This is a genomic window from Burkholderia sp. Bp9004 (assembly GCF_003858025.1).
In the GTDB taxonomy this organism is placed as follows: Bacteria; Pseudomonadota; Gammaproteobacteria; order Burkholderiales; family Burkholderiaceae; genus Burkholderia; species Burkholderia diffusa.
Genome location: NZ_QTQD01000008.1, coordinates 123,627 through 139,392, shown reverse-complemented (window position 1 = coordinate 139,392; position 15,766 = coordinate 123,627). Strand labels below are relative to the sequence as shown.

Annotated in this window: 14 protein-coding genes; 5 read left to right on the top strand and 9 right to left on the bottom strand. The window is 67.4% G+C overall.

The window, feature by feature from the left end; all coding sequences use genetic code 11:
• Positions 1–228: 228 nt before the first annotated feature.
• Together DIE08_RS11985 and DIE08_RS11980 are read left to right on the top strand one after the other, a co-directional pair.
• Entirely contained in the window at positions 229–1,770 is a 1,542-nt protein-coding gene (locus DIE08_RS11985; RefSeq protein ID WP_124902017.1) for a S41 family peptidase, read from the top strand.
• Positions 1,771–1,882: 112 nt separating this feature from the next.
• Positions 1,883–2,635 carry a HesA/MoeB/ThiF family protein gene (locus DIE08_RS11980; protein WP_124902016.1) on the top strand — a complete coding sequence of 251 codons (753 nt, stop codon included), beginning with the start codon at positions 1,883–1,885 and terminating at the stop codon, positions 2,633–2,635.
• Between the two features lie 83 nt (positions 2,636–2,718).
• On the opposite strand, the gene ptsP is transcribed toward DIE08_RS11980, so the two are convergent.
• The 7 genes from ptsP to DIE08_RS11945 all read right to left on the bottom strand — a co-directional run bounded on the left by ptsP (position 2,719) and on the right by DIE08_RS11945 (position 10,138).
• On the bottom strand, positions 2,719–4,491 hold the full coding sequence (gene ptsP / locus DIE08_RS11975) for a phosphoenolpyruvate--protein phosphotransferase (protein WP_124902015.1): 1,773 nt from the start codon (positions 4,489–4,491) through the stop codon (positions 2,719–2,721).
• A gap of 201 nt (positions 4,492–4,692) precedes the next feature.
• Complete coding sequence (locus DIE08_RS11970; RefSeq protein WP_059599857.1) at positions 4,693–4,962, bottom strand: HPr family phosphocarrier protein; 270 nt, start codon at positions 4,960–4,962, stop codon at positions 4,693–4,695.
• A 74-nt stretch (positions 4,963–5,036) separates the two neighbouring features.
• A complete protein-coding gene (locus DIE08_RS11965; RefSeq protein WP_059599856.1) occupies positions 5,037–5,507 on the bottom strand; it encodes a PTS sugar transporter subunit IIA in 471 nt (156 codons plus the stop codon).
• Between the two features lie 232 nt (positions 5,508–5,739).
• On the bottom strand, positions 5,740–6,696 hold the full coding sequence (gshB, locus tag DIE08_RS11960) for a glutathione synthase (protein WP_059599855.1): 957 nt from the start codon (positions 6,694–6,696) through the stop codon (positions 5,740–5,742).
• Between the two features lie 25 nt (positions 6,697–6,721).
• Positions 6,722–8,011: a glutamate--cysteine ligase gene (gshA, locus tag DIE08_RS11955; protein ID WP_059599854.1), complete on the bottom strand. Its 1,290-nt coding sequence runs from the start codon at positions 8,009–8,011 to the stop codon at positions 6,722–6,724.
• Between the two features lie 243 nt (positions 8,012–8,254).
• Positions 8,255–9,766, bottom strand: a complete 1,512-nt coding sequence (locus DIE08_RS11950; RefSeq protein WP_124626356.1) for an ammonium transporter — start codon at positions 9,764–9,766, stop codon at positions 8,255–8,257.
• A gap of 33 nt (positions 9,767–9,799) precedes the next feature.
• Positions 9,800–10,138 (bottom strand): P-II family nitrogen regulator, encoded by a 339-nt coding sequence (locus tag DIE08_RS11945; RefSeq protein WP_006398175.1) that lies wholly within the window; start codon positions 10,136–10,138, stop codon positions 9,800–9,802.
• A gap of 355 nt (positions 10,139–10,493) precedes the next feature.
• On the opposite strand from DIE08_RS11945, the gene DIE08_RS11940 reads away from it, so the two are divergent.
• Together DIE08_RS11940 and DIE08_RS11935 are read left to right on the top strand one after the other, a co-directional pair.
• Positions 10,494–10,745 carry an accessory factor UbiK family protein gene (locus DIE08_RS11940; RefSeq protein WP_059599852.1) on the top strand — a complete coding sequence of 84 codons (252 nt, stop codon included), beginning with the start codon at positions 10,494–10,496 and terminating at the stop codon, positions 10,743–10,745.
• A 240-nt stretch (positions 10,746–10,985) separates the two neighbouring features.
• Complete coding sequence (locus tag DIE08_RS11935; protein ID WP_059599851.1) at positions 10,986–12,620, top strand: YifB family Mg chelatase-like AAA ATPase; 1,635 nt, start codon at positions 10,986–10,988, stop codon at positions 12,618–12,620.
• A 333-nt stretch (positions 12,621–12,953) separates the two neighbouring features.
• Here the strand turns inward: DIE08_RS11935 and DIE08_RS11930 are convergent, their stop codons facing one another.
• Positions 12,954–13,526 carry a hypothetical protein gene (locus DIE08_RS11930; protein ID WP_059599850.1) on the bottom strand — a complete coding sequence of 191 codons (573 nt, stop codon included), beginning with the start codon at positions 13,524–13,526 and terminating at the stop codon, positions 12,954–12,956.
• A 162-nt stretch (positions 13,527–13,688) separates the two neighbouring features.
• Here DIE08_RS11930 and DIE08_RS11925 point away from each other — a divergent pair, with 162 nt between their 5' ends.
• Positions 13,689–14,225, top strand: a complete 537-nt coding sequence (locus DIE08_RS11925) for a peroxiredoxin (protein WP_059599849.1) — start codon at positions 13,689–13,691, stop codon at positions 14,223–14,225.
• Between the two features lie 97 nt (positions 14,226–14,322).
• Here DIE08_RS11925 and DIE08_RS11920 read toward each other — a convergent pair whose 3' ends face one another.
• Positions 14,323–15,678 (bottom strand): sigma-54 dependent transcriptional regulator, encoded by a 1,356-nt coding sequence (locus tag DIE08_RS11920; RefSeq protein ID WP_059599848.1) that lies wholly within the window; start codon positions 15,676–15,678, stop codon positions 14,323–14,325.
• Positions 15,679–15,766 lie beyond the last annotated feature (88 nt).

Below are 15,766 nucleotides of genomic sequence, written 5' to 3'. Positions count from 1 at the left end.
GCCGCGCGCGCGGCCTGCCCGGCGCACCCCGGCGTGCGGCGCGAACCTTCGCGGCCCCGGTGCTGTCGAATCCGCTTTCGAATCCGCTGCGCGTGGGGCGGCACCCCGCCGGGAACCAGGGCTCCGGGGCCATTTCGCACCGTTGCACTGAGCAATCGGACGAACAGTTATACTTGTCCGCTACATCCCCGCTACAGCCACGCGCTTCCCGACCGCACCAGACTCTCTATGCGAATGAAATTGAAGAACATCGGCCTGATTGCCGCGGGCCTCGCCACGGGCGTATTCGCCACGCTGCAGGTTTCGGCGTCGGCCGAGCAGACCGCCACGACGCCGCTTCCCCTCGACCAGCTCCGCCTGTTCGCGGAAGTGTTCGGCCAGATCAAGCGCGAGTACGTCGAACCGGTCGACGACAAGAAGCTGCTGACGGCGGCGATCAAGGGCATGGTGTCGAGCCTCGACCCGCATTCGTCGTTCCTCGACAAGACCGACTATGACGAACTGCAGGAGCAGACCAAGGGTCGCTTCGCGGGTCTCGGCATCGAGATCTCGCAGGAAGACGGCCTCGTCAAGGTGATCTCCCCGATCGAAGATACCCCCGCGTTCCGCGCCGGCATCCGTCCGGGCGACCTGATCACCCGCATCAACGACAAGCCCGTGCGCGGCATGACGCTCGACAAGGCCGTCAAGCAGATGCGCGGCGAGCCGGGCACCAAGGTCACGTTGACGATCTTCCGCAAGAGCGACGACCGCACGTTCCCGATCACGGTCACGCGCGCGATCATCCGGGTCCAGAGCGTGAAGATGAAGCTGCTCGACCCGGGCTACGCATACATCCGGATCACGAGCTTCCAGGAGCGCACGACGCCCGATCTCGCCGCGAAGCTGCAGGACATCGCACGCCAGCAGCCGAATCTGAAGGGCCTGATCCTCGACCTGCGCAACAACGGCGGCGGCCTGCTGCAAAGCGCGGTCGGCGTCGCCGGCGCGTTCCTGCCGCCCGACTCCGTCGTCGTGTCGACCAACGGCCAGATTCCGGATTCGAAGCAGGTCTACCGCGATACTTACGACAACTATCGCCTGCCGTCCTTCGACGGCGATCCGCTGAAGAGCCTGCCGCCGGTCTTCAAGACCGTGCCGATGGTCGTGCTGACAAACGCGTATTCGGCGTCCGCGTCGGAAATCGTCGCCGGCGCGCTGCAGGATTCCAAGCGCGCGCAGATCATGGGCAAGACGACGTTCGGCAAGGGCTCGGTGCAGACGGTCCGTCCGATGACGGCCGACACCGCGCTGCGCCTGACGACGGCCTACTACTACACGCCGAGCGGCCGTTCGATCCAGAACAAGGGCATCACGCCCGACGTGCCGGTCGATCAGTACGCGGACGGCGATCCGGACGACGTGCTCGTGACGCGCGAGGTCGACTACACGAACCACCTCGCGAACACGCAGGATCCGAACGAGAAGAAGGAACAGGAAGAACGCGAGCAGCGCCGAATGGACCAGCTGCGCGTCCTCGAGGAGCAGAACGACAAGAAGACGCCGGAGCAGCGCCAGAAGGACCGCGATCGCAAGCCGATCGAGTTCGGCAGCACCGACGACTTCATGATGCAGCAGGCGCTCAACAAGCTGGAGGGCAAGCCGGTGCAGGAATCGAAGTCGCTGCTCGCCGAAAGCACGGCGAAGAGCCCGGCCGGCAAGGCCGCGGCCACCACGAAGGCATCGGGCGCGAAGGCGGCCGCACCGAAGCCCGCGTCGGCACCGCAGTAAGCGCCGGCCGGCATCCGACGGGCCATCGCGGGAAGACCGCGATGGCCCGTTTTTCATGTACGCCTAGAATGAATCGATACGCCGGCGCTTCCGCCCCGCTCACGACTGTCCCATGAACGACGATCAACTCCTCCGCTACTCCCGCCACATCCTCGTCGACGAAATCGGCATCGAGGCGCAGCAGCGCTTTCTCGACGCGCATGCGATCGTCGTCGGCGCCGGCGGTCTCGGCTCGCCGGCCGCAATGTATCTCGCGGCGTCCGGGGTCGGTACGATCACGCTCGTCGATGCCGACACGGTCGACCTCACGAACCTGCAGCGGCAGATCCTCCACGTGACCGCATCGGTCGGCCGCAGCAAGGTCGAATCGGGGCGCGACGCGCTCGCGCAGCTGAACCCGGAAGTGACCGTGCATGCGGTCGCGGCGCGCGTCGACGATGCGTGGCTCGACGAACACGTGCCGCAGGCAACCGTCGTGCTCGACTGCACCGACAACTTCGCGACGCGCCATGCGATCAACCGCGCGTGCGTCGCGCACGGCGTGCCGCTCGTGTCGGGCGCCGCACTGCGCTTCGACGGCCAGATCAGCACGTTCGACTTCCGCGACCCGAGTGCGCCCTGCTACGCGTGCGTGTTTCCGGAAGACCAGCCGTTCGAGGAAGTCGCGTGCGCGACGATGGGCGTGTTCGCGCCGACGGTCGGCATCATCGGTGCGATGCAGGCTGCCGAGGCGCTGCGCGTGATCGGCGATATCGGCACGACGCTCAACGGCCGGCTGATGATGCTCGATTCGCTGCGGATGGAATGGACGACGATGAAGATCGCGCGCCAGGCCGACTGCCCCGTGTGCCAGGGCCGGCACTGACGCGCGCGGGATGCATGCGCCGGGCGGCGCATGCGTGACGTTTCGCAACCTTCGCGACGGTTCCGCAGCGCGGCGCGTGCCGCCTAGGCGGCCGCGTCCGCGCGCGGTTCCGCGACCGACAGGCGCTTGAGCGCCGCCTGCACTTCCTCCGGCTCGAATGCGGCCAGCACATCGGCCGTGGGCTTCTCGAGCGCCTTCAGGTGCGCGCGCAGGATCTCCTGCTTCACGACCAGCAACTGGCTCGGGTGCATCGAGAACTCGGTGAGCCCCATCCCGAGCAACAGGCGCGTGAGCGCCGGATCGCCCGCCATCTCCCCGCACACCGACACCGACACGCCCGCCCGCTTCGCTTCGCGCAGCGTATAGGAGATCAGGTGCAGCACGGCCGGATGCAGCGGGTCGTACAGGTGCGCGACCGCGTTGTCCGCGCGGTCGATCGCGAGCGTGTACTGGATCAGGTCGTTCGTGCCGATCGACAGGAAATCGAACCGCTTCAGGAACAGCGGCAGCGCGATCGCCGCGGCCGGAATCTCGATCATCGCGCCGATGCGCACGTTCGGATCGTACGCGAGCCCCGCGTCGTCGAGCTGGCGCTTCGCCTCGCGGATCAGGTCGAGCGTCTGGTCGATCTCCTGCGCGTGCGCGAGCATCGGGATCAGGATCTTCACCTGCCCGAACGCGGACGCGCGCAGGATCGCGCGCAACTGCGTGAGGAACATCTGCGGCTCGGACAGGCTCCAGCGGATCGCACGCAGGCCGAGCGCCGGGTTCGGCGCCGTCTCGTAGCCCTCGTCGAGCGCCTCGAGCGGCTTGTCCGCGCCGACGTCGATCGTGCGGATCGTCACCGGCATGCCCTTCATCCACTCGACCGCGCGCTTGTACGCGGCGAACTGCTCCTCCTCCTCGGGCATTTCCTTCTGATGCATGAACAGGAACTCGGAGCGGAACAGCCCGACGCCGACCGCGCCAGCCTCGACCGCGGCCTTCGCGTCGTCGGGCAGCTCGATGTTCGCGTACAGCTCGATCTTCGTGCCGCACAGCGTTTGCGTCGGCGAGAACTTCAGGCGCTGCAGCTTGCGTTGCTCGAGCAGCTTCTCGGACTGGCGGTACGAATATTCCTCGAGGACGATCGGCGCGGGATCGACGATCACGATCCCCTGGTCGCCGTCGACGATGATCAGGTCGTCCTGCCGGATCAGCGAGCTCGCATGCTGGACGCCGACCGCGGCGGGAATGCCGAGGCTGCGCGCGACGATCGCCGTGTGCGACGTGCGGCCGCCGAGATCGGTGACGAACGCCTGGAACGACTGCGACTTGAACTGCATCATGTCGGCCGGCGCGATGTCGTGCGCGACGACGATCATCTCGTTCGTGCCGTTCGCGGCCGCGCGGTCGAGCGCCTGCGACGCGGACGGCGCACCGGCGAGTGCCTTCAGCACGCGCTCGACCACCTGTTCGATGTCGGCCTTGCGCTCGCGCAAGTATTCGTCCTCGATGTCGTCGAAGTGGCGCGTGAGCAATTCGAGCTGCTCGGTCAGCGCCCACTCGACGTTGTAGCGGCGCGTGCGGATCAGGTCGATGGTTTCCTGCACGAGCATCGCGTCGCTCAGGATCATCATGTGGACGTCGATGAATGCGCCCACTTCGCTCGGGGTGTCGTCGGTCAGGTCGGCGCGCAACGCGTCGAGTTCGCGATGCACGACTTCAAGCGCCGTGCGGAAACGCTCGACCTCGGCGTCGATCTGGTTCGCCTCGACCAGGTAATGGGCGACGTCGAGCGCCGCCGGCGCGATCAGATACGCTCGCCCGATCGCGATACCACGTGAGACGGGAATGCCATGCAGCGTGAAGGACACGCGCACCTCCTCTGTACATGTAAAGCCGCGGCACACTGCTGCGATGCGCTTATGACCCCGGTTAGTGATTATAAATTCCGTACCTCCATGCTGACTGCGTGCAGCGCAGCATTACCATTTCCGCATCAACGCCGCGGACGAAAAAAATGCCGCGGCAAACGCGGCATTCTGCTTCGAAACGACAACGATCCCGCGCGGGGATCACTGACCTTCGCCGAACTTGTCCGCGATCAGCTTGAGCAGTGCATCCATCGCCTCTCGTTCGTCGGGACCGTCGGTCTCGATCGACACGGTGCTGCCGATGCCCGCCGCGAGCATCATCACGCCCATGATGCTTTTCGCGTTGATCTTGCGTCCGTTACGCGTCATCCAGACTTCGGACTGGAAGTTGCCGGCCAGTTGCGTAAGCTTGGCCGATGCGCGTGCATGGAGCCCCAATTTGTTGACGATGGTGGTTTCTTGTTGAAGCATGATTCTCGGTCGGGTCGGTCGCGGCCGCCGGCGACGTGCGTCGGCGGGTCAGTCTAAAACGAAAAACGGGACGGTCAGTGCGATTCGGTGCGCGGTTGCGGCTCGGGCGGAATCGGCGCGCATTGGCCGCAGCCGACTTCGGTCGGCGGCGGCGGTGTACCGGCCGCCACTTCGTGGACGCCCTTCGCGCCGCCGGACAGCGCCTTGTCGACGAGCTTGTCGAGCGGCACGGAACGGTAGCAGACGGCCCGCACCAGCATCGGCAGGTTCACGCCCGCCAGCACGCGCACGTTGTCGAGCTTCGCGAGCTGGCCCGCGATGTTCGCGGGCGTCGCGCCGTACATGTCGGTCAGCACGACGACGCCATTTTCTTCCCTGAGCCGCGCGAGCTCCGCGTGCGCGAACGCCATCACCTGGGTGGGATCGCTGTCGGCCAGCACGTCGATGCAGCCGATGCGCGCGGGCACGCCGCCGTAGATGTGCGCGATGCAGTCCCGCAGCGCGGTGGCGAGCGGTGCGTGCGCGATGATCAGAATCCCGGCCATGTCAGACTGCCCCCGGCCGCCCCTGGCGGGCCGACGCCCCGCAGCGGGGCAACGAGCATAGCGAGTGAGGGAATCGTTTCATGTTCAGCCTTGCAACGGTTTCGGCCCGACCGCCGGGCCTTCGGCGCGCTGGTCGCGGCACCGGGCAAGCGGGCATTGTAGCAGGCCAGTCAAGCTGCTCCGGCGACGGGGGACCTGCGCGGCCGCCGCCGGGGTTGCGCGGGAAGACGGCCTACGCGGCCGCACGCTCCAGCGCGTCGATGAACATCGCGGCGACGTCGAAGCCCGTCTGCTCCATGATCTCGCGGAAGCACGTCGGGCTCGTCACGTTCACCTCGGTCAGCCAGTCGCCGATCGCGTCGAGCCCGACCAGCAGCAGCCCGCGCGACGCGAGCACCGGCCCGAGCGTCTCCGCGATCTCGCGATCGCGGGCAGTCAGCGGCTGTGCGACGCCGAGCCCGCCCGCGGCGAGATTGCCGCGCACTTCGCTGCCCTGCGGAATGCGCGCGAGCGAATACGGCACCGGCTCGCCCGCGATCAGCAGAATGCGTTTGTCGCCCGCCGTGATCTCGGGGATGAACTTCTGGATCATCAGCGAGCGCGTGCCGTCGTGGCCGAGCATCTCGATGATCGCGCCGAGATTCATCCCGTCGGCCTTCACGCGGAACACGCCCATCCCGCCCATGCCGTCGAGCGGCTTCACGATCACGTCGCCGTGCTCGGCATGGAACGCGCGCAATCGTGCGGCATCGCGCGTGACCAGCGTCGGCGCGACGAATTGCGGAAACTCGCCGATCGCCAGCTTCTCCGAATGGTCGCGGATCGACTGCGGCTTGTTGAACACGCGCGCGCCCGCGCGCTCGGCGAGTTCGAGCATCCACGTGGCCGTCACGTACTCCATGTCGAACGGAGGATCCTTGCGCATCAGCACCGCGCCGAACGACGTCAGCAGACGCGATTGATGCGCGGCCGCCTCGTACCACGGATGGCGATGCAGGTCGGCCGTGTCGCCGACGATCGTCACGCGCTGCACGTCCGCCTCGACGCCCGACCCCGTCCACGCAAGCTGGTGCGGCTCGCACGTGTAGATCGCGTGCCCGCGCCGCGCGGCCTCCGCCATCATCGCGTAGGTCGAATCCTTGTAGATCTTGAAGCGCTCGAGCGGGTCGGCGATAAAGAGAATGTCCATGCGGGTCCTGTACGTAGCGAAGCCGTTACACCTGGATGGCTTCGGGATCGGTCTTTTCCAGTTCGATCGACGACGCGATCAGCGACAGCCGCGCGACGACGCCGTACATGTAGAAACGGTTCGGCGGCGCGGCGCCCGGCTTCGCGCCGGCATCCGGCAGCGCGGTGTGCTCGAAGCCGAGCGGGACGTAGTGCATGCCGGGCGCGTTCAGGTTCTGGTCGCGCTCGCGGCCGCCGTGCGTGCGGTAGAAACCGCCGACCACGTAGCGGTCGATCATGTACACGACCGGCTCCGCGACTTCGTCGCCGACGCGCTCGAACGTATAGACGCCTTCCTGCACGATCACGTCGCGCACCGCGAGGCCGGCCTTCGACTCGGCCATCTGCGCGCGCTCGGCCTTCGACATGCGGCCGATCTCGGCCGCGTCGTGCACGGTCATCACGCCGCGCCCGGCGGTGCCCGCGTCGGCCTTCACGACGACGTACGGCTTTTCGCTGATCCCGTATTCGCGATACTTGCGCGCGATCTTCTTCAGCACGCCGTCGATCGCGTCGGCGAGCGCCTGCTCGCCTTCATGGCCCTGCCAGTCGACGCCTTCGACGTGTGCGAAATACGGATTCACCATCCAGGGATCGACGCCGACCATCTTCGCGAACTTCTTCGCGACGTCGTCGTAGCACGAGAAGTGCGTCGACTTGCTGCGCACGGCCCAGCCCGCGTGCAGCGGCGGCAGGAGGTACTGCTCGTGCAGGTTTTCCAGCACGGCGGGAATTCCGGCCGACAGGTCGTTGTTCAGCAGGATCGAACACGGATCGAAATTCTTCAGGCCGAGGCGGCGCTGCGAACGCTCGAGCGGTTCGAGCACGATCTTCTGGCCGTCGGCCAGCGTGATCGGTGTCATGTCGGTGATGCTCGGGTCGAGCGAGCCGAAGCGCACGTTCAGGCCGGCCTGGCGCATGATCGTCGCGAGCCGCGCGACGTTTTCCAGGTAGAACGCGTTGCGGGTCGGCAGCTCGGGAATCACGAGCAGGTTCTTCGCGTCCGGGCAGATCTTCTCGATCGCGGCCATCGCGGCCTGGACGGCGAGCGGCAGCACTTCGGACGGCAGATTATTGAACGCGCCGGGGAACAGGTTCGCGTCGACGGGCGCCAGCTTGAAACCGGCGTTGCGCAGGTCCACCGAACAATAGAACGGCGGGGTGTGTTCCTGCCATTCGAGCCTGAACCAGCGTTCGATCGCAGGCGTCGCGTCGAGGATCTTCTGCTCGAGCTCGAGCAGCGGACCGTTCAACGCGGTAACGAGGTGGGGAACCATGAATCACTCGCGAGCGGGAGAATGAAGATTGTAGAGCAATTGCCCTGTCCATTTGGGGATTGTTCCCGGCTTCGCAAGGGTTTGGAGGAAGTTTTCGGCTATTGACCCGATAGCGTGAAGGGTTATGCGCTACGGCAGCGCGCGACAGGAGAAAAAAAAGCCCGCCGTGCGGGCGGGCCGAAGTCGCTGCGCTCATTCGTGGCGGGTGCCGTCTGCGCGGCGGCCCGCCGTCATCCGTACGACTTATTCGACGTGCTCGCCGTGCAGGATCACGTCGAGGCCTTCGCGCTCTTCCTCTTCGGACACGCGCAAACCAATCGTCAGGTCGATCAGCTTGAGCAGCACGAAGCTCAGCACGCCGCTGTAGACCAGCGTGATCAGCACGCCCTTCGCCTGCAGCAGCAGGCTGCCGTCGGCGCCGCCGATGTCCTTGACCGCGAACACCCCCGTCAGCAGCGCGCCGAGAATCCCGCCCACGCCGTGCACGCCGAACGCATCGAGCGAATCGTCGTAGCCGAGCTTCGACTTGAGCCACGTCGCCGACCAGAAGCAGACCACGCCCGCCGCGATGCCGATCACGAGCGCACCCGCCACGCCGACGAAGCCGGCAGCCGGCGTGATCGCCACGAGACCCGCGACCGCGCCCGACACGATGCCGAGCACCGACGGCTTGCCCTTCGCGACCCACTCGGCAAACATCCAGCCGAGCGCCGCGCAGGCCGTCGCCACTTGCGTGGTCAGCATCGCGAAGCCGGCACGGCCGTCAGCCGCGACCGCCGAACCCGCGTTGAAGCCGAACCAGCCGACCCACAGCATCGAGCCGCCGATCATCGTCAGCACGAGGTTGTGCGGCGCCATCGATTCGCGGCCGTAGCCGACGCGCTTGCCGAGCACGAGGCACGACATCAGGCCCGCGATACCGGCGTTGATGTGCACCACCGTGCCGCCCGCGAAGTCGAGCACGCCGTCGGCCGACAGCCAGCCGGTCGGCTCCCACACCATGTGCGCGATCGGCACATAGACGATCAGCGACCAGAGCGTCATGAACACGAGCATCGCCGAGAACTTCATCCGGTCGGCGAACGCGCCGCAGATCAGTGCCGGCGTGATGATCGCGAACGTCATCTGGTAGACGAAGTAGACCGATTCCGGAATCGTCGTCGCCAGGTGGCTGACGGTCAGCGTGGTCGCCTTGTCGCCCTTCACGTAGGTCATCCCGTGCAGGAACGCGCGCGACAGGCCGCCGATGAAGCCGTTGCCCGGCGTGAACGCGAGGCTGTAGCCGACCACCGTCCACAGCACCGTGATCAGTGCGGTGATCGCGAAGCTCTGCATCACGGTCGCGAGCACGTTCTTCTTGCGGACCATGCCCGCGTAGAACAGCGCGAGGCCGGGGACCGTCATGAACAGCACGAGCGCGGTGGACGTCAGCATCCACGCGGTGTCGCCCGAGTTGATCTTCGACGAATCGACGGAGAACGGCTCGGTCGGCGCGGCGGGTGCGGCCGGCGCGGACGCGGCGGCGGCGGCCGATGCGTCGGAGGCGGCGCCCGAAGCGGGTGCGGCGGCAGCGGCGGATGCGTCAGGCGCGGCGCTCGCCGTCGCGGCGGGTGCCGCGGCAGCCGATGCGTCGGAAGCCGTTGCGGCGGGCGCGGACGCAGCCGCGGCGGACGCCGCGTCGTCGGCGAGCGCGGGGCCGACACCGGCCGCGATCAGCGAGCCGGCCATCAGCAGGGACATCAGAAGTTTGCGCATCTTGGATTTCCTCTTGTCGCTTGTCTTTGTCTGTTACAGCGCGTCTGCGCCGGTCTCCCCGGTCCGGATCCGGATCACTTGCTCGATCGGCGTGACGAAGATCTTCCCGTCGCCGATCTTGCCGGTGCGGGCGGCCCGCTCGATCGCCTCGACCGCCTGGTCGACCAGATCGTCGGACACGGCCGCCTCGATCTTCATCTTCGGCAGGAAGTCGACCACGTATTCGGCGCCCCGGTACAGCTCCGTGTGCCCCTTCTGGCGCCCGAACCCTTTCACCTCCGTGACCGTGATGCCGGAGACGCCGAGCGCTGAGAGCGCTTCGCGCGTCTCATCGAGCTTGAACGGCTTGATGATTGCGGTAATGAGTTTCATGAAGTCCTCTCGCTGGGTGGTCCCGTCGAATTGGTTGGAATGGTGTAACGGTCTCTCTTCAGCAACTCGCATGCCATGTTCGTGCGAACACCGCCTCGAACGGCTCTTAAACAGGGTCGCATCTGATGCTGAAAGGTGCGAAAGCCCGGCCGAATGGCCAACATGGCCCGGTTCGCTGGCGCGCCGAAAGGATCGTTGCTAGAGTGCACGCACGTCCCGGCTTACCGGGCCATTCACCCATGCGGGCGCCATGCCCGGAAATCGCGCCGCGGGCGCACCATTTCCGGTCATGCGTGCATCATGGGCACGTATGCAACTGAAGATGCACATTTTTTGTGCAAGGAAGGGAAATCTCATGAAGCAACCCAGCGATGTTTTCAACGACCTGCAGTCGCGCGTCAGCGACCTGCTAAAAAACTCGCCGGCCAAGGATGTCGAGCGCAACGTGAAGGCCATGTTGTCGCAAGGCTTCTCGAAGCTCGATCTCGTCACGCGCGAGGAGTTCGACACGCAGGCACATGTGCTCGCCCGCACTCGCGTGCGTCTCGAGGAACTCGAGAAGCGCGTCGCGGAACTCGAGCAGAAGCTCGCAGCGCCCCAGGCCTGACGCCCCCACCCGACCGACTGGTCCGGGCGCGGGCCGCCTCGCGCGGCCCGCGCCTGCCACCCGGAAATCAGCCAGTCGGCAAGCCGTTCCGTCGTTCTTCGCTGTTCCTCGCTCTTCGCAGTTCGTCGTTCCTCGTTCTTTTCCGCGCCACGCCGGCAGCGCGCAACGATTCCTCCGATTCCCGCGGCATGCGGCCCTGAACGGCCGTCGCCCGTCCGATTCATCTACAGGAGCCTCGCCATGTCGCTCGCCGTGGTGCGCAGTCGCGCGCCGGCGGCCGGCCGCGCGCCGGACGTCACCGTCGAAGTTCATCTTGCCAACGGGTTGCCGTCGTTCTCGATCGTCGGCCTGCCTGATCTCGAAGTCCGCGAAAGCCGCGAGCGCGTGCGCGCCGCGCTGCAGAACTGCGGATTCGACTTCCCCGTCAGGCGTATCACCGTCAATCTCGCGCCGGCCGACCTGCCAAAGGAGTCGGGCCGCTTCGACCTGCCGATCGCGCTCGGCATCCTTGCCGCGAACGGCCAGCTCCCGGCCGACGCGCTGGCCGGCCGCGAATTCGCGGGAGAACTGTCGCTGACCGGCGCGCTGCGGCCGATGCGCGGCGCGTTCGCGATGGCGTGCGGCGCCGCGCGCGACTGGCGCGCGGGTCATGCCGAAGCGCAACTCGATTCCGGCGCCCGTTTCAGTTTCGATTCCAGCGGCCATGCCGGCGTCGATTGCGTCGCGATATCCGGCGAGACAGCCCCGTCGCGCCCGCCCGAGCTGTACCTGCCGCTCGACAGCGCGGCCGAGGCCGCGCTGGTGCCGGGCGTCACCGTGTTCGGCGCGCCCGACCTCCCCGCGCTGTGCGCGCACCTGGCCGGTGCGCCGGATGCCCGGCTCGCGCCGGTCGCGGCGCCCTGCCTCGATGGCGTGCCGGCGCCGGCCGCGCCCGATCTCGCGGACGTCGTCGGCCAACGCGGCGCCCGGCGCGCGCTCGAAGTCGCCGCCGCCGGCGGGCACCACATGCTGATGATCGGGCCGCCCGGCGCCGGCAAGTCGATGCTCGCCGCGCGGCTGCCCGGCCTCCTGCCGCCGCTGACCGACGACGAGGCGCTGACGTCGGCCGCGCTCCTTTCCGCGAGTCGCATCGGCTTCTCGCCCCCGCAGTGGCGGCGGCGCCCGTTCCGCTCGCCGCACCATTCGTCGAGCGCCGCCGCGCTGGTCGGCGGCCGCAACCCGCCTCAGCCGGGCGAGATCACGCTCGCGCACCTCGGCGTGCTGTTTCTCGACGAGTTGCCCGAATTCGACCGGCATGTGCTCGAAATGCTGCGCGAACCGCTGGAAGCGGGCCGCATCACGATCTCGCGCGCGGCCCAGCAGGCCGACTTCCCCGCCGCATGCCAGTTGATCGCCGCGATGAATCCGTGCCCGTGCGGGTGGCACGGCGATCCGTCCGGGCGCTGCCGCTGCACGCCGGATGTCGCCACGCGCTACCTGCGCAAGCTGTCGGGCCCGTTGCTCGACCGGATCGACATCCAGATCGACCTGCCAGCGCTGTCGCCGGCCGAACTCGCGTCGCGCGCGACGGCACCGGGCGAGCCGAGCGCGGCGGTCGCCGCGCGGGTCGCCCAGGCGCGTGCGTTGCAGCTCGAGCGGCAGGGCAAGACCAATCACATGCTGAGCGGCCGCGAGACCGACGACCTGTGCCGGCCGACCGACGACGGCGAGCGGCTGCTGCGCGAGGCCGGCGAGCGCTTCGGCTGGTCGGCGCGCGCGTATTTCCGCGTGCTGAAGGTCGCGCGCACGATCGCCGACCTGGCCGGCGACCCGTTGCCGACGGCCGCGCAGATCGCCGAAGCGATCCGCTACCGGCGTGCGCTCACGGCGCTGTGAGCGTCTTCGGAGGACAAAATACGGCTGTCAAGACTTGACTTATGCACAATTTCACGAACCCGGCCCCAGATCACCCTGCATGGCCGCCCTTTCATCTAGAAATTCATATCCCTTTGTTTTTATTGATTTTTCCCAAGGGAAGCGTGAACTGTCAAATGCGCCGGAGGGCCGTCCGGCGCGGCTTTGCGGGAGATCCGGTCAACTTTTCAACAAAGTTATCCACATGCGCTGTGGATAGCCGAAAAATCCCCGCAAAATCCGGCGATTAGCGTCGAAAGCTGCGAATGAACTTTCAATTGTCACGGGAGTCGGAGGCGCCCTCGCCGGCCGCTGTCAGTCGAGTTTGAACGAGCCGAAAAACTGGTCGATCTGTTCCTGCGCGAGCGGCCGGTCGGCGATCGCGACGGCCTGGTACGCGTGCCGGCCCCGCGCCACGAGCCGCGCCACGATTGTCTTGTGGGAATGGTCGCCGCCGCTGGCCGCGCCCGCGACGCGCAGTTCCAGCCCGTTCACCGCACCGCCGGCCGCGAGCGGCACCGGCACCGAGGCCGTCTCTGGCACGCCTTCGAGATTGCGCGACAACCCGGCCCGCAGGAACTCGAGCGCCGCGCGGCGCGTATCGTCGCGATCGTCGGGCAGCGTCAGCGTGCCGACCGCGAACACCGCGCCGTCGACATGCGCGGCCTGCATCCGCATCGGCATCGACGCACCGCCGACCGCCACCGGCTGATCCTCGACGGTCGGCTTCGCCGGCAGGTCGATCGTGTAGCCGGCGTCGTTGTGCAGCGTACGCCAGTCATATGACGGCGAGCACGCGGCCAGCGCCGCGCTCACGCACGCGAGCGCGGCGAAGTGTCGCAGGGGGCGAAAAAGGGGGCGCAACGAATGGAGAACTTCCTTCGGCATGGCAGTGATGGGGACAGGCAAAACGCCATTATCCGCCGAAGCCGACGCCCGGTATGCGTGGCGGCCGCCGGTGCATGCGCCGCATTCGCGCTAAAATGAGCGCCGAATTTCGACGTCCTTTGCATCGATCCGCGTCATCGACCGACTCCGAGAGCACCGCAGATGAACACCACGCCTCCCGCCCAGCGCCGCACCGGCCCCGCCCGCTATATCGTCGCGGCCGTCGTCGTCGCGGCCATCGCCATTGCCGGCTTCTTCGCGTTCAACGGCAAGTCCACCGTGCCGGACGCCACGTTCACGCTGCTGTCGGGCCAGAAGGTGTCGACGGCCGGCGACCTGAAAGGCAAGGTCTACCTCGTGAATTTCTGGGCGACGAGCTGCGCGACCTGCATGCAGGAAATGCCGCAGATGGTCGATACCTACAATCGCTTCAAGGGCCAGGGGCTGGAATTCGTCGCGGTCGCGATGAACTACGATCCGCCGATGTACGTCGCGAACTACGCGCAGACGCGCCAGCTGCCGTTCAAGGTCGCGCTCGACGACGGCAGCGTCGCGAAGCAGTTCGGCAACGTGCAGCTCACGCCAACGACCTTCGTCGTCGACAAGGACGGCAAGATCCTGAAGCGCTACGTCGGCGCCCCGCAATTCGCGGAACTCGACGCGCTGCTCAAGAAGGCGCTCGACGGCAACGCGGCCTGAGCGCCGCACGACAGGACTCGCGGGGGCGCCCACTGCGCCCTGCTCCGCACCACGGACCGCCCGACCGGCCAGCCCGGTTCCGCGGTCCGTCTCTTTTTCAGCGCTCGGTTTCGCCTTTCGCCGACAGCCCGTAGCGCTTCATCTTCTCGTACAGCGTCGCCTTGCCGACATGCAGCCGGTCGGCCGTCGCCGCGACCGCGCCGCCCGTCTGGTTCAGCGCCTCGGCGATCACTGCGCGCTCGAACTGCTCGATGCGCTCCTTCAGCGTCTGGTCGCTCTGCGCATCGTCGTCGCCCGCGCCGGCTTCCTGCGGCATGTCGGCGACGCCGAGCACGAAGCGGTCGGCCGCGTTGCGCAGCTCGCGCACGTTGCCGGGCCAGTCGCGCTGCATCAGGCTCGCGCGCTGCCGGTCGGTCAGCACGGGGGCCGGCCGCCCGTAGCGCACGGCCGCGTCGAGCATGAAGTGCTCGAACAGCGGCACGATGTCCTCGCGGCGCTCGGCGAGCGGCGGCAGCGCGATCGTCACGACGTTGAGCCGGTACAGCAGGTCGCGCCGGAACGTGCCGGCCGCGACGAGCTCGCTCATGTCGCCTTTCGCGGCCGCGACGACGCGGCAGTTCACGCGGATCGGCTGGTTCGAGCCGAGCCGCTCCAGCACGCCGTCCTGCAGCACGCGCAAGAGCTTCACCTGCAGCGCGAGCGGCATGCTTTCGATTTCGTCGAGGAACAGCGTGCCGCCGGATGCGTATTCGAGCTTGCCGACGCGGCGTTTCGCGGCGCCGGTGAACGCGCCGGGCTCGTAGCCGAACATCTCCGACTCGAACATCGGCTCGGGCAGCGCGCCGCAGTTCACCGCGATGAACGGCTTGTCGCGACGCGGCGACAGCTCGTGCAGGCTGCGCGCGATCAGCTCCTTGCCGGCGCCCGTGTCGCCGTTGATCAACACCGATGCGTCGGTCGGCGCGACGTTCGCGATCAGCTTGCGCACTTGTTCGATCGCCGGGCTGCGGCCGATGATGCGCGGCGCGACGATGTTCTGCCCGGCCAGCTCGCGCCGCAGCGCATGGTTCTCGAGCACGAGCTCGCGCCGCTCGAGCGCGCGACGCACGGTCTCGATCAGCCGCTCGGCCGCGAACGGCTTCTCGATGAAGTCGTACGCGCCGTCGCGCATCGCCTGCACGGCCATCGAGATGTCACCGTGGCCTGTGACGAGGATCACCGGCACGTCGGGCACGCGCTCGCGGCACTGCGCGAGCAGGTCGAGCCCGCTCGCGCCGGGCAGCCGGATATCGCTGACGATCGCGCCGGCGGTTTCCGCGACGATCGCCTTGTCGGCCGCCTCGGCCGATTCGAACCCGACGACGTCGAACCCCGCGAGCTGGAGGCTCTGCACGCTCGCCCGGCGAACGAGCGCATCGTCTTCGATATAGATCACTTGCAGCCGGTTGGCCATCTTGGTCACTTGCTCCTGACAGGCCGCGCGGCGCAGGTGCGCGCGGCTCTCGTTGATGCCGGTCGTGCGGCAAACGGGTTTGCGGCGA